The following is a 23,412-nucleotide window of genomic DNA, read 5'->3' on the forward strand; positions in this document are numbered from 1 at the left end:
GCCCAGGTCATAAGGGGCATGATGATTTGACGTCATCCCCACCTTCCTCCGGTTTGTCACCGGCAGTCACCTTAGAGTGCCCAACTTAATGATGGCAACTAAGATCAAGGGTTGCGCTCGTTGCGGGACTTAACCCAACATCTCACGACACGAGCTGACGACAACCATGCACCACCTGTCACTCTGCTCCCGAAGGAGAAGCCCTATCTCTAGGGTTTTCAGAGGATGTCAAGACCTGGTAAGGTTCTTCGCGTTGCTTCGAATTAAACCACATGCTCCACCGCTTGTGCGGGCCCCCGTCAATTCCTTTGAGTTTCAGCCTTGCGGCCGTACTCCCCAGGCGGAGTGCTTAATGCGTTAACTTCAGCACTAAAGGGCGGAAACCCTCTAACACTTAGCACTCATCGTTTACGGCGTGGACTACCAGGGTATCTAATCCTGTTTGCTCCCCACGCTTTCGCGCCTCAGTGTCAGTTACAGACCAGAAAGTCGCCTTCGCCACTGGTGTTCCTCCATATCTCTACGCATTTCACCGCTACACATGGAATTCCACTTTCCTCTTCTGCACTCAAGTCTCCCAGTTTCCAATGACCCTCCACGGTTGAGCCGTGGGCTTTCACATCAGACTTAAGAAACCACCTGCGCGCGCTTTACGCCCAATAATTCCGGATAACGCTTGCCACCTACGTATTACCGCGGCTGCTGGCACGTAGTTAGCCGTGGCTTTCTGGTTAGGTACCGTCAAGGTGCCAGCTTATTCAACTAGCACTTGTTCTTCCCTAACAACAGAGTTTTACGACCCGAAAGCCTTCATCACTCACGCGGCGTTGCTCCGTCAGACTTTCGTCCATTGCGGAAGATTCCCTACTGCTGCCTCCCGTAGGAGTCTGGGCCGTGTCTCAGTCCCAGTGTGGCCGATCACCCTCTCAGGTCGGCTACGCATCGTTGCCTTGGTGAGCCGTTACCTCACCAACTAGCTAATGCGACGCGGGTCCATCCATAAGTGACAGCCGAAGCCGCCTTTCAATTTCGAACCATGCAGTTCAAAATATTATCCGGTATTAGCCCCGGTTTCCCGGAGTTATCCCAGTCTTATGGGCAGGTTACCCACGTGTTACTCACCCGTCCGCCGCTAACTTCTTGAGAGCAAGCTCTCAATCCATTCGCTCGACTTGCATGTATTAGGCACGCCGCCAGCGTTCATCCTGAGCCAGGATCAAACTCTCCAATAAAGTTAGTTTGTCTAGCATCTAAAAATAAAAATTGACGTTTCACGTTGTTTGTTTCGTTCAGTTTTCAAAGAACTACTCAGTCGCTCATTTGCGACTTCCTTATGTTAACATCTTCGTTTTTCGATGTCAACTAAGTTTTTCAATTTCTTTTTTGTCGTTTTCTGCGTTTCCGCATCAGCGACGGTTATTAATATATCATGGTGAAATTCGAAATGCAACACCTTTTATAAACTTTTTTTTAGATCACCCTAATTTCTTTGTTAATATCATATACTTAAACGAAATATCTCTTTCATGTATAAATAATTCCTACATATATTCTATATAAAGTAACTCTATCAAAAGCATTTCTTTCTATAATAAATGTTTTATTTATATACCATATCATACAAGGAGGAATATATATGGACTATGCCGATTTATTAATCAAACTAGGTCTCTCGGCTATTTTAGGGTTCGCTATCGGTTTAGAGCGCGAATTAAAACGAAAACCACTTGGTTTAAAAACTTGTTTAGTTATTTCTATCATTAGTTGCCTCCTGACGATTGTTTCTATTAAAGCGGCTTACAATTTACCACATACCGATCATATGAATATGGATCCACTTCGACTTGCCGCTCAAATTGTATCAGGAATCGGTTTTTTAGGTGCCGGTGTTATTTTACGAAGAGGAAACGATAGCATTGCAGGACTAACGACTGCTGCTATGATTTGGGGTGCTTCTGGTATTGGTATTGCTGTTGGGGCTGGATTCTATATCGAAGCGATTTTCGGAATGTGTTTCCTTATGATTAGCGTTGAACTTATACCATTAGCAATGAAATTTGTAGGACCGAGATCATTTCGTCAACGTGATATCGCAGTAAAACTTGTTGTGCGAAATATGGACAATATCCCAATTGTAATTGAAGAAATAAAAGAAATGGATATAAAAGTTAAGAATATGAAGCTCAAAACATTGGAGAATGGCTCTCACTATTTACATTTGAAATTATCCATCGATCAAAAAAGGCATACTGCTGATGTTTACTACGCCCTCCAGCATCTTGAAAGTGTCCAACAAACTGAATTAGAAAGTATGTAATGTAAAACAAACTCTCTTTTAAATTAGAGAGTTTTTCTTTTTTCTATAATGGTAACAATGAATGTAGCCCTGCAAAGTAAGGAGGAATAAGAGTTTGAAATCCCGTCCAAATTTAGTAGATACATTTCGTGATTCCATTATTTTTCGTTTAGTTTGCTTTATTGTTGTACTTACTGCTTTTTCTGGCTTCCTTATACATAGATTAGAGCCATCGCACTTCACCACATGGTTTGATGGAGTTTGGTGGTCAATCGTTACCATTTTCACCGTTGGCTATGGTGACTTTGCCCCGCATACACTAATAGGCAAACTTATCGGTATGGGTATTATTTTATTTGGAACCGGTTTTTGTTCTTATTATATGGTTCTGTTCGCCACTGATATGATTAATAAACAATATATGAAAATTAAAGGAGAAGAAGCCGCTACCTCTAACGGTCATATGATTATCGTGGGTTGGAATGAACGGGCAAAACATGTTGTAAAACAAATGCACATCTTACAACCGAACCTTGATATCGTTTTAATTGATGAAACACTTTCTTTACTTCCAAAACCATTTCATCATTTAGAATTTATAAAGGGTTGCCCGCATCACGATCAAACTTTATTAAAAGCTAATATTACAACTGCTCACACTATATTAATAACAGCTGATAAAGAAAAAAATGAAAGCTTAGCAGATACACAGTCCATTTTAAATATTTTAACTGCAAAAGGTCTTAATCCAAACATTCACTGCATCGCTGAACTTCTTACTTCTGAACAAATACAAAATGCAACTAGAGCTGGTGTATCAGAAATTATAGAAGGAAATAAATTAACGAGCTACGTATTTACCGCTTCTCTTTTATTCCCTTCCATTTCAGGCGTACTATTCTCACTTTACGATGAAATCTCTGATAACAAATTACAACTGATGGAGCTTTATCCTTCCTGCACTGGACAAACTTTTGCAAATTGTAGCTATACTCTTTTAAAGCAAAATATTCTCTTACTAGGTATAAAACGCGACGAACAATATATGATTAATCCAGTCCATTCCTTTGTTCTCATTGAAAGCGACATACTCATTGTTATTCACCATTAAGAAAATGTTTTTCTAGTTCCTGCATGAGCACTTTCCCAATATTGATATATTTTCTTTTCACATCTCCATCTGGATCTTTCGGCTCAGCAAATTGATCCATTCCACTCGTTCCAGCCGTTAAAGTATTTACGTGATCATCTAGTTCGTCTTGATATACGTGCGAAAGAATATAAGGCGTACCAAGACGGACTATTACACCAGGTACATCTAATTCGCCATTCACTGCTGTAAATGGCACTCGTAAAAATTGATATCCATCTTCTTCATCGATTTTGTAATCAAAGCATCCTTTATCGTAATCCCAATTGCCACCAATGTTATACCCAAGTGGCTTCATTATCTCTTCTAACTTATATAACGCATATGTACGTCCTTCTAAATTTGATTGAATCGGAATCAAGCCCATCCCTCCTAGACTTTTTCTTTAGCATACCCACTCTAGTTTGAATATACCGATGGACTTTTCGATAAAATAATAAAAAGCGACCGGATTCCGGTCGCTTTTTATTATTTTAAACGCTCTTCTAATTCTGCTTTTAACTTTTCAAATCCTGGTTTACCAAGTAAAGCAAACATGTTTTTCTTATATGCTTCTACTCCTGGTTGGTCAAATGGATTTACGCCTAATAAGTAGCCGCTCATCGCACATGCCTTTTCGAAGAAGTATACAAGGTAACCGAATGTGTACTCATTTAATTCAGGGATATTTACGATTAAGTTTGGTACGCCACCATCGCTATGTGCAAGTAATGTACCTTCGTATGCTTTCGTGTTTACGAAGTCTACAGTTTCACCAGCAAGGTAGTTTAATCCATCTAAATCGTTTTCTTCTGATTCGATTGTTAGTTCATGTGTAGATTTACCTACTTTCAGAACTGTTTCGAATAAGTCACGACGACCTTCTTGAACGTATTGACCTAATGAGTGTAAGTCAGTTGAGAAGTTTGCTGAAGATGGGAAAATACCTTTTTGATCTTTTCCTTCACTTTCGCCAAATAACTGTTTCCACCATTCAGAGAAGTATTGAAGTGCTGGCTCATAGTTAACAAGCATTTCAATTGTTTTTCCTTTATTGTATAAAGCGTTACGAACTACTGCGTATTGATAAGCTGGGTTTTCTTCTAGTTCTGATGTACCGAAGTCACCATGACCAGCAGCTGCACCTTTCATCATCTCTTCAATATTTAAGCCACTAACTGCGATTGGTAATAAACCAACTGGCGTTAATACAGAGAAACGGCCTCCAACATCATCTGGAATAACGAATGTTTCGTAACCTTCATTATCAGCTAATGTTTTTAATGCACCACGTGCTTTATCTGTCGTTGCATAAATACGTTTGCGAGCTTCTTCTTTTCCATACTTTTCTTCTAATAACTTACGGAAAATACGGAATGCTAGTGCCGGCTCTGTTGTTGTACCTGATTTGGAAATAACGTTAATAGAGAAGTCTTTACCTTCTAATACATCCATTAAATCTTTCATGTAAGTGGAGCTAATGTTTTGTCCAACAAATAGCACTTGTGGAGTTTTACGTTGTTCTTTAGAAAGTGTGTTGTAGAAAGAATGGTTTAACATTTCGATTGCTGCACGTGCTCCTAGGTAAGAACCACCAATACCTACAACAAGTAAAATGTCAGAGTCATTTTTAATTTTTTCTGCACATTTTTGAATGCGAGCAAATTCTTCTTTGTCATATTGAAGCGGAAGGTCTACCCACCCAAGGAAATCGTTCCCAGCTCCAGTTTTTTCGTGGATTGCATGATGTGTTACTTTCACTGCATCACGCAAATAAGTGATTTCATGTTCACCGATGAAGGATAACGCTTTAGAATAGTCGAACGTTACATGTGTACTCATCTTTTTCCCTCCAATTATGGATATGTATTTCTGTATTCACTTTAGCGAAACTGAAGTTGTAAATCAAGCGATTCAACCATTGTAAACGTAACCAAAATATATTTTTTAGAAAAAGTTCATTTTTTGCATAAAAATTCTTATTTTTATGTATAGATGTATATACATCCTTTTTCTTATATTTTTTATGTATAAAAACAACATAACTACGCCATTCTATAAAGGAGTTAATTAACTCATCGCTTGCTCATGCTTCACAATTAAGGGGGGCTTTTTCATGAGTACTCTGCAACGTATCGCATTAGTCTTTACTGTAATTGGCGCTGTGAACTGGGGACTAATCGGGTTCTTCCAGTTTGACTTAGTGGCAGCCATTTTCGGTGGACAAAATTCAGCTCTTTCCCGTATTATTTACGGCATCGTTGGTATTTCTGGGCTTATCAATCTTGGTTTACTCTTTAAACCATCAGAAAATCTTGGCACTCACCCAGAAACGAACGAAATTCGCTAGTCAGTATGTCCTTACTTCACCTCCGACATACGAATATGATTGCATGCAATCATATTTGCAAATATATATCATAAGATAAAGTAAAAGAGGAACGCTCATATGCGCTCCTCTTTTATTTTGTTAACTCGGACTCTTCAATCCATTCTGTTAACTTTTCACGCAGCGTATTAAATCCGTTCTCAGATGGATTCGGTATAAGAATCCGCCCTTGTTTTCTTCTCGCCGCTTTTAACGATAAACTCATTTTTCTGTGTTCTTCATCAATTGAAAGTACTTTTACTTCTACTGTATCGCCGACTTTTAAAAAGTCATGAATATCCTTTACATATCCATTTGTAATTTCAGATATATGCACAAGCCCTTGTGTTTCTGCATCTAACGCTACAAATGCTCCGTAATCTTGAATCCCAGTCACTTTCCCTGTTACAACCACTCCAGTTGTATATTGTTCTGACATATGAAACACTCCCATACGTTTACCATTTTCTCTACAATTGTAGATAGCAAAGCAGATGATTTATTGTTAAATATCCGATTAGTTAGTACGTACCCTAAGTAAAGCTACTCAGGATACGCATACCTTATATTAGTAAATTATACCACTATGACAGAACTCATTCAAAATTAACGAAAAATTTCCTAGAGTACGTATAATTTTCTAATATTGGGATAGAATACTAACACATGGCTTTCTAGTATTCCCCCCCTTTTATGGACAAAACGTATTATGTTTTGTCCTTTTTTTATTTTCTATAAACCGTTCCATTCTCTTCATTGCTTCCATAAGTTGTTCAAGCGATGTTGCATACGAGCAACGAATAAATCCTTCACCACTTTCGCCAAATACACTTCCAGGTACAACAGCCACCTTTTCTTCTAATAATAACCGTTTTGCAAATTCTGCCGAAGATAGTCCAGTTGAAGAAATAGAAGGAAAGACATAAAATGCTCCGCCCGGCACATGACACGTTAAACCCATTTCATTAAACGATGTCGTCATAAAATTACGGCGTTTCTTATAACTATCTCTCATCCGAATTACTTCATCATTCCCCGCGCGTAACGCTTCAAGTGCTGCGAACTGAGACATTGTCGGTGCACACATCATGGAATATTGATGAATTTTGAGCATTAATTCCGAAAATTGTACAGGAGCTGCAATCATACCGAGACGCCATCCTGTCATCGCAAACCCTTTTGAAAATCCCGAAATTAAAATTGTATGCTCGCGCATATTTTTAATACTCGCGAAACTTGTATATACTTCGTCATATACAAGCTCTGCATAAATTTCATCAGATAATACGATTAAATTGTACTTTTCAACAATCACTGCTATTTCTTCAAGCTCGGATTTATTTAACATTGCACCTGTTGGGTTATTTGGTGAACAAAGCAAAATTGCCTTTGTTTTCGCTGTAATAGCTGCTTCAATTTGTTCTGGTTGTACTTTAAACTCGTTTTCTAAAGTCGTTGCCACAGGAACCGGAACTCCTCCAGCTAATGTCACAAGCGGTGCATAAGAAACGAAACTTGGTTCAATAATGAGTACTTCATCATGAGGATTTATAATGGCGCGCATCGCTACATCTAACGCCTGACTCGCTCCAACTGTAACAATGATTTCATCGTTCGGATCATAAGATACTGCAAATTGTTTTTTTAGATACTTTGCTATTTCTTGACGAAGTTCCAATAATCCTGCATTTGCTGTATATGACGTATATCCTTGTTCTAAAGAACGGATGCATGCTTGCCTTACATTCCAAGGTGTAACAAAGTCAGGCTCTCCTACTCCAAGAGAAATAACACCTTTCATATTTGCTGCTAAATCGAAAAACTTTCGAATACCAGATGGTTGTAAAGCTTCTGCCGTTCTAGATAGTTCAAATTGCTTCATGGTGTCACCACAATGCGCTTATCATCATCGTTTTTTTCGTAAATAATTCCCTCATGTTTATACTTTTTCAAAATGAAATGCGTTGTTGTAGAAACGACAGATTCAATTGTTGCTAATTTCTCAGAAACAAACATCGCTACTTCTCCCATTGTCTTTCCTTCTAATGTAATAGAAAGATCGTATGTCCCTGACATTAAATACACAGATTTCACTTCTGAATAACGATAAATTTGTTCAGCAACCGCATCGAACCCAACGCCGCGCTTTGGCGTAACTTTCACATCGATCATCGCCGTTAAACCTGTATGTTCTTTTACCTTCGTCCAATCGATATGTGTTACATAATCCACAATAATCTTTTCCGCTTCTAATTTTTCAACCATCTTCTTTACTTCTTTTACTTCTATATTTAACAGCTTTGCTAATGTATCTACAGATAATCGACTACTTTTTTCAAGACAAGCTAATAATTCTAATTCTTTTTCTGTCACCATATAAATCATCCTTCCTTTTCGTTTGTGTCTAAATTATACAAATACCCTTTCCAGTTTGAAAAGAAGATTTTTTTAGTGAATTATGTCAAAATAAAGTGAAACTTTAATCAGCGGAAAAATGCGTGATAAAGCGAAAGGGGATGGAACCGTGAAACCAAAAGTTTATATTGCTGAACCAGTTCCAACATTTGTAGAAAACTATTTATTAGAACACTGTGATTATGAAAAATGGGAGCAAAATGAGAAGGTACCTCGTGATGTTCTACTAGAGAAAATACAAGATAAAGATGGATTATTAAATTTCGGATCTGCTATTAATGAAGAATTATTAAATGTAGCTCCTAACTTAAAAGTAGTAAGCAACATTTCTGTCGGTTACGATAATTTTGATTTACAAGCAATGGAAAAGCGCAATGTCATTGGAACGAATACACCATATGTATTAGATGATACAGTAGCAGACCTTGTTTTCGCTCTTATGTTATCTGCTGGTCGCCGCGTCTGCGAACTCGACTCCTACGTGAAAAATGGTGAATGGAACGCCGAAATCGGAAAAGAGCACTTCGGGCTGGATGTACACCATAGTACAATCGGTATTATCGGAATGGGACGAATTGGAGAAGCCGTTGCAAAACGAGCGAAATTCGGATTTGATATGAATGTTCTGTATTATAACCGTCGCCGTAAAGAAGAAGCTGAACAAAAATTCGATGCTACATATTGTGATTTACAGACGTTACTCAAACAATCTGATTTTATTGTTCTTCTTACTCCATTAACAGATGAAACGTATCATCTTATCGGAGAAAAGGAATTTTCATTAATGAAAGAAACAGCAATCTTCATTAATGCCTCTCGCGGAAAAACAGTAGATGAAGAAGCGTTAATCCAAGCGTTAACAGAAAAGAAAATCTTTGCAGCAGGCATTGATACGTTTACACAAGAGCCGATTCAAAAAGATAATCCGCTCTTATCATTACAAAATGTCGTGACTTTACCGCATATTGGATCTGCAACGTTAAAAACTAGGCAGCAAATGGCTATGACAGCCGCTGAAAATTTAGTTGCAGGGTTACAAGGAAAAACACCGCCTAATATTGTTCGCGGGTAATGATGAATAAACGAAAGGCAAGATGACATCGTCATCTTGCCTTTTTTTGTTAACATATTTTTTTCTGCCTTGGAGATGATATGAACAAAAATCAATGGAGTGACAAAAAATGAATCACGAATATACTTGTCCTTATTTCACTTTTTCCACTCGCGGCACTACTATTCATTACGAATTGTATGAACATGACAACAAAACGGAACGTCCTACTTTCGTACTCGTTCACGGCTTTTTATCTTCCTCATTCAGTTACCGCCGCCTCATTCCTTTATTATCGAAAGCAGGAACAGTACTAGCTCTTGATTTGCCACCGTTCGGAAAAAGTGATAAGTCTTATCTCTTTAAATATTCTTATCATAATTTAGCAACGGTTATTATCGATTTAATTGAACATTTATCTCTCTCAAATATTGTGTTAGTTGGGCATTCTATGGGTGGACAAATTTCTCTCTATGTAAACCGTATACGCCCTGAATTAATTTCAAAGACAATTTTACTATGCAGCTCTAGCTATTTAGCACGCGCAACCTTACCTTTACTATACTCTTCTTATTTACCGTTCTTTCATTTATACGTAAAGAACTGGATTATACGGCGCGGCATTGTTCATAACTTAATGAATGTCGTTCATGATCACTCATTAATTGACGATGAAATGAAGGAGGGTTACTCCGCTCCTTTTTATGACAACCGTATATTCCCTGCTTTAACTCGTATGATAAGAGACCGTGAAGGTGATTTATCTTCAACTGAATTACAAAAAATTGAAACACCTACACTACTCATTTGGGGTGAAAAAGATCGTGTCGTCCCTGTACATGTAGGTCATCGGCTACACAAAGATTTACCAAACTCGAAATTTATTTCTTACGAAAACACAGGACATTTACTACCTGAAGAAAAGCCTGAACTTGTTTATGAAGAAATTATCGCTTTTTCTGCACAATAATACAAAAGGCTGTCGGAAATTCCGACAGCCTACAATGAACAACTTCCGCCTTCTTTTATTACAAGTAATTCCACAGCTAACTTCTCACATTTTCCAAGCGCAGGTACTTCCTCAAAAGACATAAAGTATATATGTTGAATCTTTTTTGCGATGTATTTTGGATCGTCGAACACACTTACGACGTTCACAACATCGCTCGCTTCTGTTTCATAAAACTCCGGTCCCATTTGAAACGGATCCCAATTCTTCACAACCTCTATCATCTTTTCATATGTACCCATTCGCTTCCCGCCTTTTCACTTTTTAATACTTTTCTTTATCCTATCACATCAGCTATTCTATAAGAAGAGAGAGAACTTTCATAACTTAACGGTTTACAGAAGAAGGGGGCAAACTTATGCAACTATTTCATAAAACAGTCAATCGACGTGGAACTCATAGTACGAAGTGGGATACGTATAAAAACGAAGAACTTCTCCATGCTTGGATTGCTGATATGGATTTTGAAGTACCACAACCAATTCAGACTGCTTTAAAGAAACGTATCGAGCATCCTATTTTCGGCTATACACTTCCTCCCGAAAATATTGGAGATATTATTTGTAACTGGACAAAAAAACAGTACAACTGGGATATTCAAAAAGATTGGATTGTCTTTAGCGCGGGAATCGTTCCAGCTCTTAGTACGAGCATACAGGCCTTCACAAAGGAAAACGAATCCGTTCTCGTACAACCACCTATTTATCCCCCATTTTTCGAAATGGTCACAACAAACAACAGACAATTATGCGTGAGTCCTTTACAGAAACAAAATGATACATATGTGATAGACTTCGATCATTTAGAAAAGCAATTTCAACAAGGCGTCAAACTCATGCTTCTTTGTAGTCCTCACAATCCAATCGGGCGTGTTTGGTCAAAAGAGGAACTCACACAACTTGGCACGTTATGTACAAAATATAATGTAATCGTTGTTGCGGATGAAATTCATGCCGATATTATTTACGGAGATCGTACTCATACACCATTTGCTTCTTTATCTGAAGAATTAGCAGCGCGCACGATTACTTGTATGGCTCCGAGTAAAACATTTAATATCGCTGGATTACAGGCATCGATTATTATCATTCCAAACGAAAAACTCCGTCAAACCTTTATATCTATCCAATATAGACAAGGTTTCCACGGATTAAATACATTTGCCTATACAGCGATGCAAAGTGCCTATACAGAATGTAACGATTGGCTAAATGAAATTCGATTATATATAGAAGATAACGCTCAATTCGCTTGTAAATATATTAAAGATCACATACCTACTCTTTCTGTAACGAAACCAGAAGGTAGCTTTTTATTATGGATTGATTGCTCTCGCCTACAGCTTTCTCAAAACGAACGCACCACATTGCTTGAGGAAAAAGGGAAAATCATCGTTGAACCTGGTGAGAAATACGGATTAGGCGGCGAAGAACATATTCGAATTAACATCGGCTGTCCAAGATCTGTTTTAGAAGAAATTTTAAACAGACTGCGCCATACGTTTTCAGAATAAGAAAGGAGGCTGCCCCCTAATCAATCGTGGGCAGCCTCCTTTCTCAATTCTTGTTGGCAAATCGATATATCCCAATAACCGCTGATATATTTTCAATTACGTTTCACAAAAAAAGCTACCATGCACGGTAGCTTTTACTTTTTCTTCATATCCGACGCTTTTTTTACAATGACACCACAAGCAATTCGATCACCGGATTTACCTGTCGGTTGTGTCATACCATCATCAGCATTTTCTGTAATAATAATAGACGCTCCATCTTTTCTATGAATCGTCGTTTTTCCTTCTTCCAGCGTTATATGTGGTGCATTGATTTCCGCTTTAATCTTTCCAGAACCGTCTGCAATTACGTTCGGTAAATCACCGTTTTCTGCACCCTTCGGATTAAGAAGTCCATGCTTTTTATCATCAGGATTAAAATGATTACCAGATGATTCAAAACGTGGTGCTTTACACTCACCAATTTCGTGTACATGCATGCCGTGCGGGCCAGGTGCGAACCCTTCCCCTTTAATCGTGATTTTCACTCCGCTTGTTTGCTGCACTACTTTCGCAGTCCCCACTTCATCGCCTGAAGCATTATGTAATTTCACGTCAATTTCTTTCGGCTTTCCTTGGTCACAACCTGCCATCAGAAATAATAAACAACAACTGAAAAAAAGCCGTTTTTTCATTCTATTCCCTCCAAAATATATTCTGCCCTTAGATTGTCCGAGCATGGAGGGAAACATACAAAAATGAGTTACTGTTTCTTTTCCGCTAAAAGTTTTTCTTCAACTTTCTGTAACCGCTCCGCTTCTCGTTTGGATACACGAATGAACATACGCCACGTAGCAACGGCACCAATGATAAATAGAACGCAAACAATCCCTGGAATAATATATTCTGTTTTATCTTCCGGAAAATATAAAGGCATCATATAAATAGAACACTCCTTATTAGAGGATTTATAAAACATCAGAATTTTCTGTTATATAATATAAAATTATAGTGGAACCTATCCATATTCTCAAGGGGGCATTCCGAAAGCGAATGATTTCTTTGACTCCTTCGCACACTTTCCTTACTATAAACTTGAGGTGAAAAATATGAGAGAAACATTTGAAATTGGTGAAATCGTTACTGGTATTTATAAAACTGGCAAATACATCGGCGAAGTTACAAATAGCCGTCCTGGCAGTTACGTCGTAAAAGTGTTAGCTGTTTTAAAACATCCGGTGCAAGGTGACTTACATAACGTAAAACAAGCTGACGTACCATTTTTCCATGAAAGACGTGCTTTAGCTTTCCGTGAACAGACGAACATTCCAGAGCAAATGGTGAAGAAATATGAAGGAGAAATTCCAGAGTATACAGAGTCACTCAAATTAGCATTAGAAACTCAAATGAATTCATTTTCTGAAGATGATTCACCTTTTTCGGTTCGTAGTCTAGAAACATTAGAGCAGTTAAAAAAAGACTACAAACTTTAAAAAAACAAAACGACCAAATTACATACTGTGCAATTTGGTCGTTACTGTGTACTCACTTTCTTTAACACTTTTGAAAAATCAACGAGTTCTCCCAATGTTGGAGGTGCTGGTTTCACTAAATACTCTTTATCTTTTTCTACTAATTTAAAAATATTATACGTCGTCATCGCATCATCTAGCGCACAATGATGCTTACCCGTCCCTGCTTTTCCATATGCCTCAATTGCTTTCCACAATCCTGTTTGATTTCTCTCCCCAAAAAACTTCTTATACTCAAGTGATAAATCACGACACTGTCCTAAGAACGGAAAGTCTACTCTTGCCATTTCACAATTATGCTTCAACACTTTCATATCCATATTTCCCCACGTAACAATGGTTGGTTTACATCTCCTTTCATATTCTGCAAGTTTTTCAACAAGTTCTGGAAACGAAATTCCTTTATCTACGACTTCTTGTTTAATTCCTAAAAATTTCTTACATCGATCCGTTAAAGAAGGAAAAGTTTTCGGCCTAACATGAGCTGAATACGTGTCTTCTACCTTACAGCCAACAACCGAAACGAGTCCTACCTCAATGATTTCCGGGAAAAATCCTTTTGGTTTTTTTCTGTGCTGGGGCATCGTAAACTCAAAATCCAAAAATAAAAATTGTTGTTCATCCATACGATCCCTTCCTTATCATCTTTGTCATTCCTTTCTATTTGACACTCCTACACGAACAAGCTCGAATGCTAATTCCATTTTAAATATTCAGATTGGATGTATCTTATATATATGTCAAATGCCCACAAATATTTTTAAAAATAAGAAAAAATGAACGATGCAGAAAATATGACAAAATAAGCCCTTTCATTTACATCCCCCTTTTTTCTACTTTATAATGACGTTATGTGTGTTTCATCTAGTTAATTTTTGACACACTAAGAAAAGTGAATGAAAGGAGATGAGAGTTTTGCACGAAACAACGCAAGAGCTCGCAAACTGGCAGTATTATTTTGCTATCGCAGTCTTTTTAATTACATATGCCATTATTATTTCTGAAAAAATTAATCGCGCTGTCATCGCACTTCTTGGTGCAGCACTCATGGTAATTATGGGGGTCGTTGATTTACACAACGCCTTTACGAAACATATTGAATGGGGGACGATTACACTACTCATCGGTATGATGATTTTGGTGAACATTACGAGTAAATCGGGTGTCTTCCAATACGTTGCCATTAAAGCAGCAAAAGGAGCGCAAGGAAATCCAATTAAAATTTTAATTTCACTTTCCTTACTTACTGCGCTTGGTTCCGCATTTTTAGATAACGTTACAACTGTACTTCTTGTTGTTCCAGTTACTTTATCTATTACGCGCATACTGCAAGTAAATCCTGTTCCTTATTTACTTTCTGAAATTATTTTTTCAAACATTGGAGGAACAGCAACATTAATTGGTGATCCGCCAAATATTATGATTGGTTCTGCAAATAAGCATTTAGATTTCAATGCTTTCTTATTCAACTTAGCACCTATCGTAATCATTATTATTGCTGTTACAGCGACAATACTTTACTTCATGTACCGTAAACAATTAATTGCTGATCCTGTACAAGTTAAAAAATTAATGAGTCTAGATGAAAAGCAATACATTAAAGATCCAGTATTAATGAAAAAATCTTTAACAGTACTTGGACTTACAATCGTAGGTTTCATGACTCATTCTATCTTCCATGTTGATGCAGCTATCATTGCCTTAACTGGTGCTACTGTACTTATGCTAATCGGTGTGAAAGAACATGAAATTGAAGAAGTATTCGCAAGTGTAGAGTGGGTAACAATCTTCTTCTTCGCAGGACTATTCGTACTCGTTGGAGGACTTATCGATATCGGGCTTATCAAAACCTTAGCTCAAAAAGTAATTGGAATAACGGGCGGAGATATTTCTCAAGCATCTATCCTTATTTTATGGGTATCTGGTATCGCCTCGGCAACAATTGATAACATTCCATTCGTTGCAACAATGATTCCGCTTATTAACGATATGGCAGTTGGGCTAGGTTTATCACCTTCTGACGCACAAATCGACGTATTATGGTGGGCATTAGCATTAGGTGCTTGTCTAGGTGGAAACGGAACATTAATCGGAGCTTCTGCTAACGTAATCGTTGCAGGTATCGCAAGTCGTGAGGGCCATAAATTTAGCTACATGGAATTCCTTAAAGTCGGCTTCCCAATTATGATCGTTTCATTAATCATTTCTCATATTTATATTTATTTACGCTACCTTATGTAGTAGAAAAAGGGCTGTCCTATGTGGCAGCCCTCTTTTCTTAGTCAACGAAATATCGATTTACCGATAAAAAGCTGTTCCAAAATATCTTCGAAACAGCTCCCCGCATATATCTACTCGTTATATCTTACCGGCTCATTCCGAATAATAAATAAGTGTATCGGTAAGAAAACCGAAAATGTGATTGTATGAATAATTGTAAATAATATAGAATTCGTTCCGTACCTGTCTAAAATAGCGTAGATAAGATAAATAGATAGTACAATCGATACAGCTGTTGCTAATAAATATAGAATTGGTACGAAGTTAAAAATGAAACACGCGACATATATGCCGAATACTTTCCATCCTGCTTCTTCTTTTAAGAAATCCGGTAATTTATCTTTCGCTAAATCCCCCCATATCTTACTATTTAAAAAAGGAATAAACGCAAGAGCACCATCCGTTGCACCATCATTTTTCGCCATCGTATACAGTGCAAAAGCCGTTAATAAATACGCAATAATTGCCCAAATCAATACAACAAGAATAAACGCAAAACTAAGAGCAAAGAAACCTGCTAGTAAACCCTGATCTTCCATCTTATCCTCTCCTCTCTACTCTCAACATATTTCATTCCATTGCAAGTTATGTTTTAAAATTCAACCAAACTCTCTGTATAATAATAAGAGTAAGATAATTAGAGAGGAGAACAACTGATGCATCCATTTGTAAAAGCACTACAAGAACATTTCATAGCTCACAAAAATCCGGAAAAAGCAGAACCGATGGCACGTTATATGAAAAATCACTTCCCGTTTCTCGGCATTCAAACTCCCGAGAGAAGACAGTTATTAAAAGACGTCATCCAAATACATACTCTCCCAGATCAAAAAGACTTCCAAATCATCGTGCGTGAACTTTGGGACTTACCAGAACGTGAATTTCAAGCGGCTGCACTCGATATTATGCAAAAATATAAAAAGCATATAAACGAAACTCATATCCCGTTTTTAGAAGAACTCATTGTAACAAAATCTTGGTGGGATTCTGTCGATAGCATCGTCCCTACATTTTTAGGGAATATCTTTTTAAAACATCCAGAATTAATTTCCGCCTATATTCCAAAATGGATTGCATCAGATAACATATGGTTACAACGCGCCGCTATTTTATTCCAGCTAAAATATAAACAAAAGATGGATGAAGAACTTCTTTTCTGGATTATTGGACAACTACATTCTTCAAAAGAATTTTTCATTCAAAAAGCGATTGGCTGGGTCCTTCGCGAATATGCAAAAACAAAGCCCGATGTCGTTTGGGAATACGTACAAAATAACGAGCTTGCCTCGCTTAGTAAACGTGAAGCAATCAAGCACATTAAACAAAATTACGGAATAAATCACGAAAAAATAGGCGAGACTCTATCATAGATAGACGCGTTCCTCTATTGAGATTTAAAAAAGAACGTGTTAGAATATGTTCATTATTATTAATATAAGTAGCGATGACGGACTTATAAGTACTTGCACAAAAAGCGATTCAGGGATAGTGAAAGCCTGAAGCCGCAAGGAAACGGCAGTCTCGAGCAATACGTGATAAAGTGGATGCACCTGTTGTGTATCAACTAGGGTGGAACCGCGGGCAAACGCTCGTCCCTAGGCAATTAAGCCTTGGGATGAGCGTTTTTTTTATGTTTTTCAAAGCATATACCGCTCGTTTCACAAGTACCAGAGCACGTCATCGCCAATACGTTAACTTTCAAAAGGAGGATTTTATTATGTATTCAATGGAACAAGTTGTAAACTTAGCGAAACATCGCGGTTTTGTTTTCCCTGGTTCTGAAATTTACGGTGGTCTTGCAAACACTTGGGATTACGGTCCACTTGGAATCGAATTAAAAAATAACGTTAAAAAAGCTTGGTGGAAAAAATTCATTCAAGAATCTCCATACAACGTTGGTTTAGACGCAGCTATTTTAATGAACCCAAAAACTTGGATCGCTTCTGGTCACGTTGGTAACTTCAACGATCCAATGATCGACTGTAAAAAATGTAAAGCGCGTCACCGTGCTGACAAATTAATTGAAGATGCATTAGATGCAAAAGGCATCGAAATGGTTGTTGATGGTCTTACTTTCGACCAAATGGCTGACCTAATGAAAGAACATGAAGTAAAATGTCCTGATTGTGGTAGTGAAGAGTTCACTGAAATCCGTCAGTTCAACTTAATGTTCAAAACATTCCAAGGTGTTACAGAGTCTAGCACGAACGAAATCTTCCTTCGTCCTGAAACAGCACAAGGTATTTTCGTAAACTTTAAAAACGTACAACGCTCTATGCGTAAAAAACTTCCATTTGGTATTGGCCAAATCGGTAAGAGCTTCCGTAACGAAATCACGCCTGGTAACTTCACATTCCGTACACGTGAATTCGAACAAATGGAACTTGAATTCTTCTGTAAGCCTGGTGAAGATTTAGAATGGTTCGCATTCTGGCGTGAAACTTGTAAGAACTGGTTACTTTCACTTGGTATGACTGAAGAAAGCATGCGTCTTCGTGACCACGGTGAAGAGGAATTATCTCATTACAGTAACGCAACAACTGATATTGAATTTAGATTCCCATTCGGTTGGGGCGAACTATGGGGCGTAGCATCTCGTACAGACTTCGATTTAAAACGTCACATGGAACACTCTAATGAAGACTTTAACTATATCGATCCACAAACGAATGAGCGTTACGTACCGTACTGCATCGAGCCATCTTTAGGTGCTGACCGCGTAACATTAGCATTCTTATGTGATGCATATGAAGAAGAGCAATTAGAAAATGATTCTCGTACAGTTCTTCGTTTCCACCCTGCTTTAGCACCATACAAAGCAGCTATCTTACCATTATCTAAAAAGCTATCTGAAGGTGCTACTGAAGTATTCGCAGAACTAGCTAAAGACTTCATGGTAGACTTTGACGAAACTGGTTCTATCGGTAAACGTTACCGTCGTCAAGACGAAATCGGTACACCATTCTGTATCACTTACGACTTCGACTCAGTTGAAGACAAAGCTGTTACAGTACGTGACCGTGACACAATGGAACAAGTTCGTATGCCAATTAGCGAGCTAAAAGGCTTCTTAGAGAAGAAAATCCAGTTCTAATTATAAAAAAGAGGCGCTCTATTGAGCCGCCTCTTTTTACTTTTCACGTTTTTCTTTAATTGCTACTGTACATCTTGATATACATAGTAAATCATCATTCTCATCAATAATACGTACATCCCAAACCATCGTTGAATGTCCTCTATGTATCGGTGTCCCGATCGCTGTTACAATCCCATCTTTCTTTGAGCGAATGTGATTTGCATTAATTTCTAGACCGAAACAAATACATTTCTCTTGATCAATTAAATTGTACGAACCGACACTTGCTACTGTTTCTGCTAATGCAAGAGATGCACCGCCGTGTAAAAAACCAAACGGCTGATGCGTACGCTCATCAACAGGCATCGTAGCAACCACCTTATCTTCTGTCATCTCTAACAACTCAATTCCAAGTGAATCCATTAAAGTTTTTCCCATATCGTTTCCTCCTTCTCTTACTTTAATTGAATGTATAATTTTACCTATTTATTTTCAAACTACTTATAACACTTATATAAGGAGGTTTCACCTAAATGAAACAGAAATTTTGTATATTACTGCTTATGTTCTCCTTGCTGACTATTGTACCAAATTGTGCACTAGCAGCCAAAGCATCCAACCTGACAATCGATGTTCAGACTGTAACACAAAAAGGTAAGAAACCTTATATAGAATATCAAATTAACAGACCTTCTTTTCACAATTTTTCCGATTCTAAATTTCAAAATAAGCTCAATTTCTATTACAAAAAATCTACTGACAAATTTAAAACCAAATTAGAAAAAGACGCAAAAAAATATTATAAAGAAACGGAAGGATCTAGCACACCTTTTCATCCGTACGTGGCGAATGTTGATTATAAAGTTTCCTTAAATAAACCACCCTTACTCAGCCTATATTTGAATTACTATCAATATACAGGCGGAGCACACGGTCTTTATACGTGGAAGGCAAACACATTTGATTTAAAAGAAAAAAAGTTACTACGCTTAGATGATTTATTTCAACAAGAAGATAAATATAAAGAAGTAATCCGCGCTGAAATCGTAAGACAAATTAAACAAAATGAAGGCATTTATTTTCCCGATGCAACTGAAAAGGTCATGAGCACGAAAAAGTTCCACTTCTTTTTAGAACCGGACAATCTCGTCATTTATTTCCCTTTATATGAGATTGCTCCTTATTCAAGCGGAATTCCTCAATTTCGTATTCCGTATACGTTGCTAAGAGATTATTTGAAGCCTTCTTATCAAAATATTTTGATTGACAACAAGTAAATATTTTCGCTACGATAATGTTAACCTAAAAACAACAGGAGGTTAACATTATGAGGAGATTTCATGTTTTAGATTTAGCATTAGCTGCCATGTTCGTCGCTCTTATGGCCATTGGTGCAAATATTGTATCTTGGGCACCATTCCTGCAAGTGGCGGGCATCCCATTATCTATGCAACCATTTTTCGCAATTTTAGCAGGGCTTCTTCTTGGAAGTAGACTTGGCGCATTATCAATGACTGTGTATATGCTCGTTGGCTTAGCTGGTGCACCAATCTTCGCTAACTTCAAAGCTGGATTTGGAGCACTTTTAGATCCTACTGGTGGTTTTATTATTGCATTTATTATCGTTGCTTACGTATCCGGAAAACTAGTAGAACAAAAAGAACGACCAACATTCAGTACATTTGCAATTGCCTCTTTCACAGGAATCATTTTAACTTATATTATCGGTACTACTTATATGTACGGGGCAGTCAATTTCTTTATGGGTGGTAATATGAGTTATAAAGCTGCTTGGATGATTATGATGTGGTTTGCAGTAAAAGATATTGCATTTACAATTATCGGTGCTATTATCGCACCTCGCATATACTATGCTGTACGCCGTTCTGCTTATCGAAACAGTCACTTCGTTTCATAAGTTGTTTTTTTGATATTTGCATGAGATACCGTTTCCCTTGATCATTATTCCCCTTCCCTAATCGGGTTTTTATTACGTACTAAAGAGGCTATCCTTCTATTGGAAGATAGCCTCTTTTTTCATATGGTTAGCACTTTCTATTCTTCATATATATTTGATTTTTAGATACAAATAAATTATGCTTGAAAAAGAATTAAACTAAAGTAAGGATTTGATTATAGATGGGGAGAGAATCCTCTCAAGAACATACAAAAAGATTTCTCATAGTAACACTATTTTTTACGCTTGGGACAGCTTTAGGAAAGCTACTTGGCTTTGCAAAAGAAATCACACTTGGAGCTTATTTCGGTACAAACCATGCCGTTGATGCATACGTTGTAGCTTTAAATATACCAACTATTGTTTTTACTGGTATCACAGGGGCCTTCGCCTTTTCTTTCATTCCTATCTTTATGGAGTTAAAGGGAAAAGATTCCCTTAAAGCATATCGATTTATGAATAATTTTTTAAACATTGTTCTACTTATTTTTTTCATTCCGCTTTTGCTCATTGAACTACAGCCGAACTTATTTATTTCAATATTTGCAAATGGGCTCCCAGAGCAAACAGCTTTATTATCAGCTTACCTATTACAAATCATTTTCCCAACTGTATTCTGTACATTCATGATTGATATTTTTAATGCTTATTTGAACAGTTTACATAAATTTCGCATTACAAGCATGCAATGGGTTGTATTAAATGGTATTACCCTTATTATATTTGTTTCCCTTGTTAATTGGATTGGAATTTACGCACTCGCATTAGGCGTTATTATCGGAAACATTGTACAAAATACACTTGTTTATTTTGCTTCTAAGCGCGAGGGGTATCGCTATCGATTTGTAATCGATTGGAAAGACCCTTCTTTAAAAACGATGATTAAGTTGAGTATTCCTGCTTTCATTACAAGTATGTCTATTCAAATTAATCTACTTGTGGATCGTACACTAGTATCTGGATTAGAAGAAGGATCTATTGCAGCCCTTAATTATTCCCAAAAATTATACTTCATTCCTCTTGGATTAATCGCTGCTCCAGTCTTAACAGTTATGTATCCTAAATTTGTCGGTTATGTAACTGACTCAAAATGGAAAGATTTCGTAAATTTAATGGAAACGAATATAAAAGTATTATTATATTTATTTATTCCCGTTTTTATTTATTTTACCTTTTTTACAGAACAAATTGTCAAAGTTGTTTATAACTATGGTGAATTCGGGAAAGATTCTATTATGATGACAGCAACTGCATTGCAATTTTATGCGCTAGCCGCTCTCATGCAACCTTTAAAAGATTTACTTGATCGTTTACTATTTTCTTTAAAATTGAATCGATATATTATGTACGCATCAATTTTTTCCATGATTATAAATGTTATATTATGTATTATACTCGTTAACAAAATGGGCTTAGCTGGTGCAGCTCTATCTACGTCAATAGCATCGGCTAGTACAGTAATCATACTATTATGGATGTTCCAAAAATTCATGAAAGAGAAAGAAGCAGTAAACTTGTACTACGGTGGCTTTTTATTCAAATGCATTGTGGCATCCTTTATCAGCTTGTTTACTTCCAAGCTGATGCTTCATTTTACACATGATACAAAGTTGCTTATTTTATTAGCAATAGCGATTGGCGCCATCGTTTACTTATTAGTCACTTACATGTTAAAGATTAAAGAACTACAACAATTGCTATCGCTATTTTTAGGTAAAAGGAATGATATAAATGAATAAAATTATGTACCTTTTGAATTATGTTGGGGATGGTGGATCAGAAAAATACGTCCTAGATTTAATTCAATCTATGGATCCAGAATGTTGTATTCTTGTATATTCTACTCCTGGTCCTTTCTTACATAGGTTTGAAGCATTAAATATACCCATATATCAAATAGAAATGAAACACCCTTTTGATATAAAAACTGCATGGAAACTAAAAGAAATAATTGCAAAAGAGCAAGTAGATATTGTTCACGCACAATTTTTACGTGAAAATTATATTGCAATTTTAGCAAAGTTATTAGGGGCATCCATCCGTGTCATTTGGACATACCATGTGGATGTCCCCATGTCACTTCCTTTAAAATGGTGCAATAATATATTCACTCGTTATAATGACACCATCATTTGTATTTCACAGTTTATGAAACAGCAACTCCTTCAAAAAGGAGTTCAGAAAGATAAATTAAAAATAATTTATAATGGCTTAGAGGATCCTTATTTAAACAATTTACCATCTGTTCATAAACCGATGAAAATCGCTGTAATTGGGAGGTTAAGTGAAGAAAAAGGACAACCATTTTTAATACACGGCTTACAAAAACTAAAAACAAAGTACCCTTCTTTACAATGGCACTGTAACATTATTGGAGATGGTCCATTAAAAACTCCATTAGAAGACTTAGTGACTTCTTTACAATTAAATGATTCCGTTTCTTTATTAGGTTTTCGAGATGACATTATTAAAGAATATAGTGCACACGATATCATCGTAATTCCTTCTAAAAATGAGGGGCTATCCTACGTAGCAATTGAAGCGATTGCTATGAAAAAGCCTGTGATTGCGACAAATATTGGCGGATTACCAGAAGTTATTGTTCCAAATCAATCTGGTATTTCTATACCATATGGAGATGTCGAACAATTGGCAACTGCACTGGCAACATTATTACAAGATGACAAACTCTACTATTCTTTAGCAGAATGCGGACGCGAATATTATTTACAACATTTCACCTTCTCTAAAATGATAGAAGAGGTGAAACATATTTACCGCATACCATCATCATGTTAAAGGGGCTT

General features: G+C 37.1%; 25 protein-coding genes and 1 rRNA gene. 14 read left to right on the forward strand and 12 right to left on the reverse strand.

Features of this window, described 5'->3' with window-relative positions; all coding sequences use genetic code 11:
* Nucleotides 1-1,232: ribosomal RNA gene (locus JDS82_RS14435) — 16S ribosomal RNA — on the reverse strand; the annotation flags it as partial.
* A gap of 404 nt (nt 1,233-1,636) precedes the next feature.
* Here JDS82_RS14435 and JDS82_RS14440 point away from each other — a divergent pair.
* Complete coding sequence (locus JDS82_RS14440) at nt 1,637-2,317, forward strand: MgtC/SapB family protein (RefSeq protein WP_000384160.1); 681 nt, start codon at nt 1,637-1,639, stop codon at nt 2,315-2,317.
* A 94-nt stretch (nt 2,318-2,411) separates the two neighbouring features.
* A complete protein-coding gene (locus JDS82_RS14445) occupies nt 2,412-3,407 on the forward strand; it encodes a potassium channel family protein (protein WP_000842338.1) in 996 nt (331 codons plus the stop codon).
* On the opposite strand, the gene JDS82_RS14450 is transcribed toward JDS82_RS14445, so the two are convergent.
* Together JDS82_RS14450 and JDS82_RS14455 are read right to left on the reverse strand one after the other, a co-directional pair.
* Nucleotides 3,394-3,807 carry a YugN-like family protein gene (locus JDS82_RS14450; RefSeq protein ID WP_000612330.1) on the reverse strand — a complete coding sequence of 138 codons (414 nt, stop codon included), beginning with the start codon at nt 3,805-3,807 and terminating at the stop codon, nt 3,394-3,396. The two genes, JDS82_RS14445 and JDS82_RS14450, sit on opposite strands and share 14 nt — an antisense overlap.
* 107 nt (nt 3,808-3,914) lie before the next feature.
* Nucleotides 3,915-5,267, reverse strand: coding sequence for a glucose-6-phosphate isomerase (locus tag JDS82_RS14455; RefSeq protein WP_000103656.1), 1,353 nt, complete (start codon nt 5,265-5,267; stop codon nt 3,915-3,917).
* Nucleotides 5,268-5,541: 274 nt separating this feature from the next.
* On the opposite strand from JDS82_RS14455, the gene JDS82_RS14460 reads away from it, so the two are divergent.
* Nucleotides 5,542-5,775 (forward strand): DUF378 domain-containing protein, encoded by a 234-nt coding sequence (locus JDS82_RS14460; RefSeq protein ID WP_000105789.1) that lies wholly within the window; start codon nt 5,542-5,544, stop codon nt 5,773-5,775.
* Between the two features lie 112 nt (nt 5,776-5,887).
* On the opposite strand, the gene yugI is transcribed toward JDS82_RS14460, so the two are convergent.
* The 3 genes from yugI to JDS82_RS14475 all read right to left on the reverse strand — a co-directional run bounded on the left by yugI (nt 5,888) and on the right by JDS82_RS14475 (nt 8,169).
* On the reverse strand, nt 5,888-6,232 hold the full coding sequence (yugI, locus tag JDS82_RS14465) for a S1 domain-containing post-transcriptional regulator GSP13 (RefSeq protein ID WP_000003769.1): 345 nt from the start codon (nt 6,230-6,232) through the stop codon (nt 5,888-5,890).
* A 252-nt stretch (nt 6,233-6,484) separates the two neighbouring features.
* Entirely contained in the window at nt 6,485-7,675 is a 1,191-nt protein-coding gene (locus JDS82_RS14470; RefSeq protein ID WP_199713497.1) for an aminotransferase, read from the reverse strand.
* Nucleotides 7,672-8,169 (reverse strand): Lrp/AsnC family transcriptional regulator, encoded by a 498-nt coding sequence (locus JDS82_RS14475; RefSeq protein WP_000255704.1) that lies wholly within the window; start codon nt 8,167-8,169, stop codon nt 7,672-7,674. Before JDS82_RS14475 ends, JDS82_RS14470 begins: the two co-directional genes overlap by 4 nt.
* 118 nt (nt 8,170-8,287) lie before the next feature.
* On the opposite strand from JDS82_RS14475, the gene JDS82_RS14480 reads away from it, so the two are divergent.
* Entirely contained in the window at nt 8,288-9,280 is a 993-nt protein-coding gene (locus JDS82_RS14480) for a 2-hydroxyacid dehydrogenase (protein ID WP_064057630.1), read from the forward strand.
* Between the two features lie 109 nt (nt 9,281-9,389).
* Nucleotides 9,390-10,229, forward strand: coding sequence for an alpha/beta fold hydrolase (locus JDS82_RS14485; RefSeq protein WP_199713498.1), 840 nt, complete (start codon nt 9,390-9,392; stop codon nt 10,227-10,229).
* 29 nt (nt 10,230-10,258) lie between these two features.
* Here the strand turns inward: JDS82_RS14485 and JDS82_RS14490 are convergent, their stop codons facing one another.
* Complete coding sequence (locus JDS82_RS14490) at nt 10,259-10,510, reverse strand: YugE family protein (RefSeq protein ID WP_000537643.1); 252 nt, start codon at nt 10,508-10,510, stop codon at nt 10,259-10,261.
* 116 nt (nt 10,511-10,626) lie between these two features.
* Here JDS82_RS14490 and JDS82_RS14495 point away from each other — a divergent pair, with 116 nt between their 5' ends.
* Entirely contained in the window at nt 10,627-11,781 is a 1,155-nt protein-coding gene (locus tag JDS82_RS14495; protein ID WP_199713499.1) for a MalY/PatB family protein, read from the forward strand.
* A 134-nt stretch (nt 11,782-11,915) separates the two neighbouring features.
* Here the strand turns inward: JDS82_RS14495 and sodC are convergent, their stop codons facing one another.
* Nucleotides 11,916-12,455: a superoxide dismutase [Cu-Zn] gene (gene sodC, locus JDS82_RS14500; protein ID WP_000746514.1), complete on the reverse strand. Its 540-nt coding sequence runs from the start codon at nt 12,453-12,455 to the stop codon at nt 11,916-11,918.
* Between the two features lie 68 nt (nt 12,456-12,523).
* A complete protein-coding gene (locus JDS82_RS14505; protein WP_000982763.1) occupies nt 12,524-12,700 on the reverse strand; it encodes a hypothetical protein in 177 nt (58 codons plus the stop codon).
* Nucleotides 12,701-12,869: 169 nt separating this feature from the next.
* Here JDS82_RS14505 and kapB point away from each other — a divergent pair, with 169 nt between their 5' ends.
* The gene (kapB, locus tag JDS82_RS14510; RefSeq protein ID WP_001209346.1) at nt 12,870-13,253 is read left to right on the forward strand and encodes a kinase-associated lipoprotein KapB; all 384 of its coding nucleotides are present in this window, start codon (nt 12,870-12,872) and stop codon (nt 13,251-13,253) included.
* A gap of 41 nt (nt 13,254-13,294) precedes the next feature.
* Here kapB and kapD read toward each other — a convergent pair whose 3' ends face one another.
* On the reverse strand, nt 13,295-13,918 hold the full coding sequence (gene kapD / locus JDS82_RS14515) for a 3'-5' exonuclease KapD (RefSeq protein ID WP_000344317.1): 624 nt from the start codon (nt 13,916-13,918) through the stop codon (nt 13,295-13,297).
* Nucleotides 13,919-14,207: 289 nt separating this feature from the next.
* On the opposite strand from kapD, the gene JDS82_RS14520 reads away from it, so the two are divergent.
* Complete coding sequence (locus JDS82_RS14520) at nt 14,208-15,533, forward strand: ArsB/NhaD family transporter (RefSeq protein WP_000545213.1); 1,326 nt, start codon at nt 14,208-14,210, stop codon at nt 15,531-15,533.
* A 110-nt stretch (nt 15,534-15,643) separates the two neighbouring features.
* Here JDS82_RS14520 and JDS82_RS14525 read toward each other — a convergent pair whose 3' ends face one another.
* The gene (locus JDS82_RS14525; protein WP_000390058.1) at nt 15,644-16,111 is read right to left on the reverse strand and encodes a hypothetical protein; all 468 of its coding nucleotides are present in this window, start codon (nt 16,109-16,111) and stop codon (nt 15,644-15,646) included.
* 117 nt (nt 16,112-16,228) lie between these two features.
* Here JDS82_RS14525 and JDS82_RS14530 point away from each other — a divergent pair, with 117 nt between their 5' ends.
* A complete protein-coding gene (locus JDS82_RS14530; RefSeq protein ID WP_048566606.1) occupies nt 16,229-16,942 on the forward strand; it encodes a DNA alkylation repair protein in 714 nt (237 codons plus the stop codon).
* 347 nt (nt 16,943-17,289) lie between these two features.
* A complete protein-coding gene (locus JDS82_RS14535) occupies nt 17,290-18,666 on the forward strand; it encodes a glycine--tRNA ligase (protein ID WP_000287155.1) in 1,377 nt (458 codons plus the stop codon).
* A 36-nt stretch (nt 18,667-18,702) separates the two neighbouring features.
* On the opposite strand, the gene JDS82_RS14540 is transcribed toward JDS82_RS14535, so the two are convergent.
* A complete protein-coding gene (locus tag JDS82_RS14540) occupies nt 18,703-19,086 on the reverse strand; it encodes a hotdog fold thioesterase (RefSeq protein ID WP_000520763.1) in 384 nt (127 codons plus the stop codon).
* 95 nt (nt 19,087-19,181) lie between these two features.
* On the opposite strand from JDS82_RS14540, the gene JDS82_RS14545 reads away from it, so the two are divergent.
* From JDS82_RS14545 to JDS82_RS14560, 4 genes are all read left to right on the forward strand, one after another.
* Nucleotides 19,182-19,925 carry a DUF3298 and DUF4163 domain-containing protein gene (locus JDS82_RS14545; protein WP_000810340.1) on the forward strand — a complete coding sequence of 248 codons (744 nt, stop codon included), beginning with the start codon at nt 19,182-19,184 and terminating at the stop codon, nt 19,923-19,925.
* A gap of 50 nt (nt 19,926-19,975) precedes the next feature.
* Complete coding sequence (locus tag JDS82_RS14550) at nt 19,976-20,566, forward strand: biotin transporter BioY (protein WP_001252152.1); 591 nt, start codon at nt 19,976-19,978, stop codon at nt 20,564-20,566.
* A gap of 221 nt (nt 20,567-20,787) precedes the next feature.
* Nucleotides 20,788-22,344, forward strand: coding sequence for a murein biosynthesis integral membrane protein MurJ (murJ, locus tag JDS82_RS14555; protein ID WP_000532294.1), 1,557 nt, complete (start codon nt 20,788-20,790; stop codon nt 22,342-22,344).
* Nucleotides 22,337-23,404: a glycosyltransferase gene (locus JDS82_RS14560; protein ID WP_001033743.1), complete on the forward strand. Its 1,068-nt coding sequence runs from the start codon at nt 22,337-22,339 to the stop codon at nt 23,402-23,404. Before murJ ends, JDS82_RS14560 begins: the two co-directional genes overlap by 8 nt.
* Nucleotides 23,405-23,412: the final 8 nt, after the last annotated feature.

Origin of the sequence: Bacillus cereus group sp. N14, assembly GCF_016483555.1 — a bacterium.
Lineage (GTDB): Bacteria > Bacillota > Bacilli > Bacillales > Bacillaceae_G > Bacillus_A > Bacillus_A wiedmannii.

What these genes read in the sequence shown, in the direction of transcription:
- JDS82_RS14440 (WP_000384160.1), top strand. Translation starts at nt 1,637, where the DNA reads ATGGACTATGCCGATTTATTAATCAAACTAGGTCTCTCGGCTATTTTA.
- JDS82_RS14455 (WP_000103656.1), bottom strand. Translation starts at nt 5,267, where the DNA reads ATGAGTACACATGTAACGTTCGACTATTCTAAAGCGTTATCCTTCATC.
- JDS82_RS14460 (WP_000105789.1), top strand. Translation starts at nt 5,542, where the DNA reads ATGAGTACTCTGCAACGTATCGCATTAGTCTTTACTGTAATTGGCGCT.
- yugI (WP_000003769.1), bottom strand. Translation starts at nt 6,232, where the DNA reads ATGTCAGAACAATATACAACTGGAGTGGTTGTAACAGGGAAAGTGACT.
- JDS82_RS14470 (WP_199713497.1), bottom strand. Translation starts at nt 7,675, where the DNA reads ATGAAGCAATTTGAACTATCTAGAACGGCAGAAGCTTTACAACCATCT.
- JDS82_RS14475 (WP_000255704.1), bottom strand. Translation starts at nt 8,169, where the DNA reads ATGGTGACAGAAAAAGAATTAGAATTATTAGCTTGTCTTGAAAAAAGT.
- JDS82_RS14480 (WP_064057630.1), top strand. Translation starts at nt 8,288, where the DNA reads ATGCGTGATAAAGCGAAAGGGGATGGAACCGTGAAACCAAAAGTTTAT.
- JDS82_RS14485 (WP_199713498.1), top strand. Translation starts at nt 9,390, where the DNA reads ATGAATCACGAATATACTTGTCCTTATTTCACTTTTTCCACTCGCGGC.
- JDS82_RS14490 (WP_000537643.1), bottom strand. Translation starts at nt 10,510, where the DNA reads ATGGGTACATATGAAAAGATGATAGAGGTTGTGAAGAATTGGGATCCG.
- JDS82_RS14495 (WP_199713499.1), top strand. Translation starts at nt 10,627, where the DNA reads ATGCAACTATTTCATAAAACAGTCAATCGACGTGGAACTCATAGTACG.
- sodC (WP_000746514.1), bottom strand. Translation starts at nt 12,455, where the DNA reads ATGAAAAAACGGCTTTTTTTCAGTTGTTGTTTATTATTTCTGATGGCA.
- JDS82_RS14505 (WP_000982763.1), bottom strand. Translation starts at nt 12,700, where the DNA reads ATGATGCCTTTATATTTTCCGGAAGATAAAACAGAATATATTATTCCA.
- kapB (WP_001209346.1), top strand. Translation starts at nt 12,870, where the DNA reads ATGAGAGAAACATTTGAAATTGGTGAAATCGTTACTGGTATTTATAAA.
- kapD (WP_000344317.1), bottom strand. Translation starts at nt 13,918, where the DNA reads ATGGATGAACAACAATTTTTATTTTTGGATTTTGAGTTTACGATGCCC.
- JDS82_RS14525 (WP_000390058.1), bottom strand. Translation starts at nt 16,111, where the DNA reads ATGGAAGATCAGGGTTTACTAGCAGGTTTCTTTGCTCTTAGTTTTGCG.
- JDS82_RS14530 (WP_048566606.1), top strand. Translation starts at nt 16,229, where the DNA reads ATGCATCCATTTGTAAAAGCACTACAAGAACATTTCATAGCTCACAAA.
- JDS82_RS14535 (WP_000287155.1), top strand. Translation starts at nt 17,290, where the DNA reads ATGTATTCAATGGAACAAGTTGTAAACTTAGCGAAACATCGCGGTTTT.
- JDS82_RS14540 (WP_000520763.1), bottom strand. Translation starts at nt 19,086, where the DNA reads ATGGGAAAAACTTTAATGGATTCACTTGGAATTGAGTTGTTAGAGATG.
- JDS82_RS14545 (WP_000810340.1), top strand. Translation starts at nt 19,182, where the DNA reads ATGAAACAGAAATTTTGTATATTACTGCTTATGTTCTCCTTGCTGACT.
- JDS82_RS14550 (WP_001252152.1), top strand. Translation starts at nt 19,976, where the DNA reads ATGAGGAGATTTCATGTTTTAGATTTAGCATTAGCTGCCATGTTCGTC.
- murJ (WP_000532294.1), top strand. Translation starts at nt 20,788, where the DNA reads ATGGGGAGAGAATCCTCTCAAGAACATACAAAAAGATTTCTCATAGTA.
- JDS82_RS14560 (WP_001033743.1), top strand. Translation starts at nt 22,337, where the DNA reads ATGAATAAAATTATGTACCTTTTGAATTATGTTGGGGATGGTGGATCA.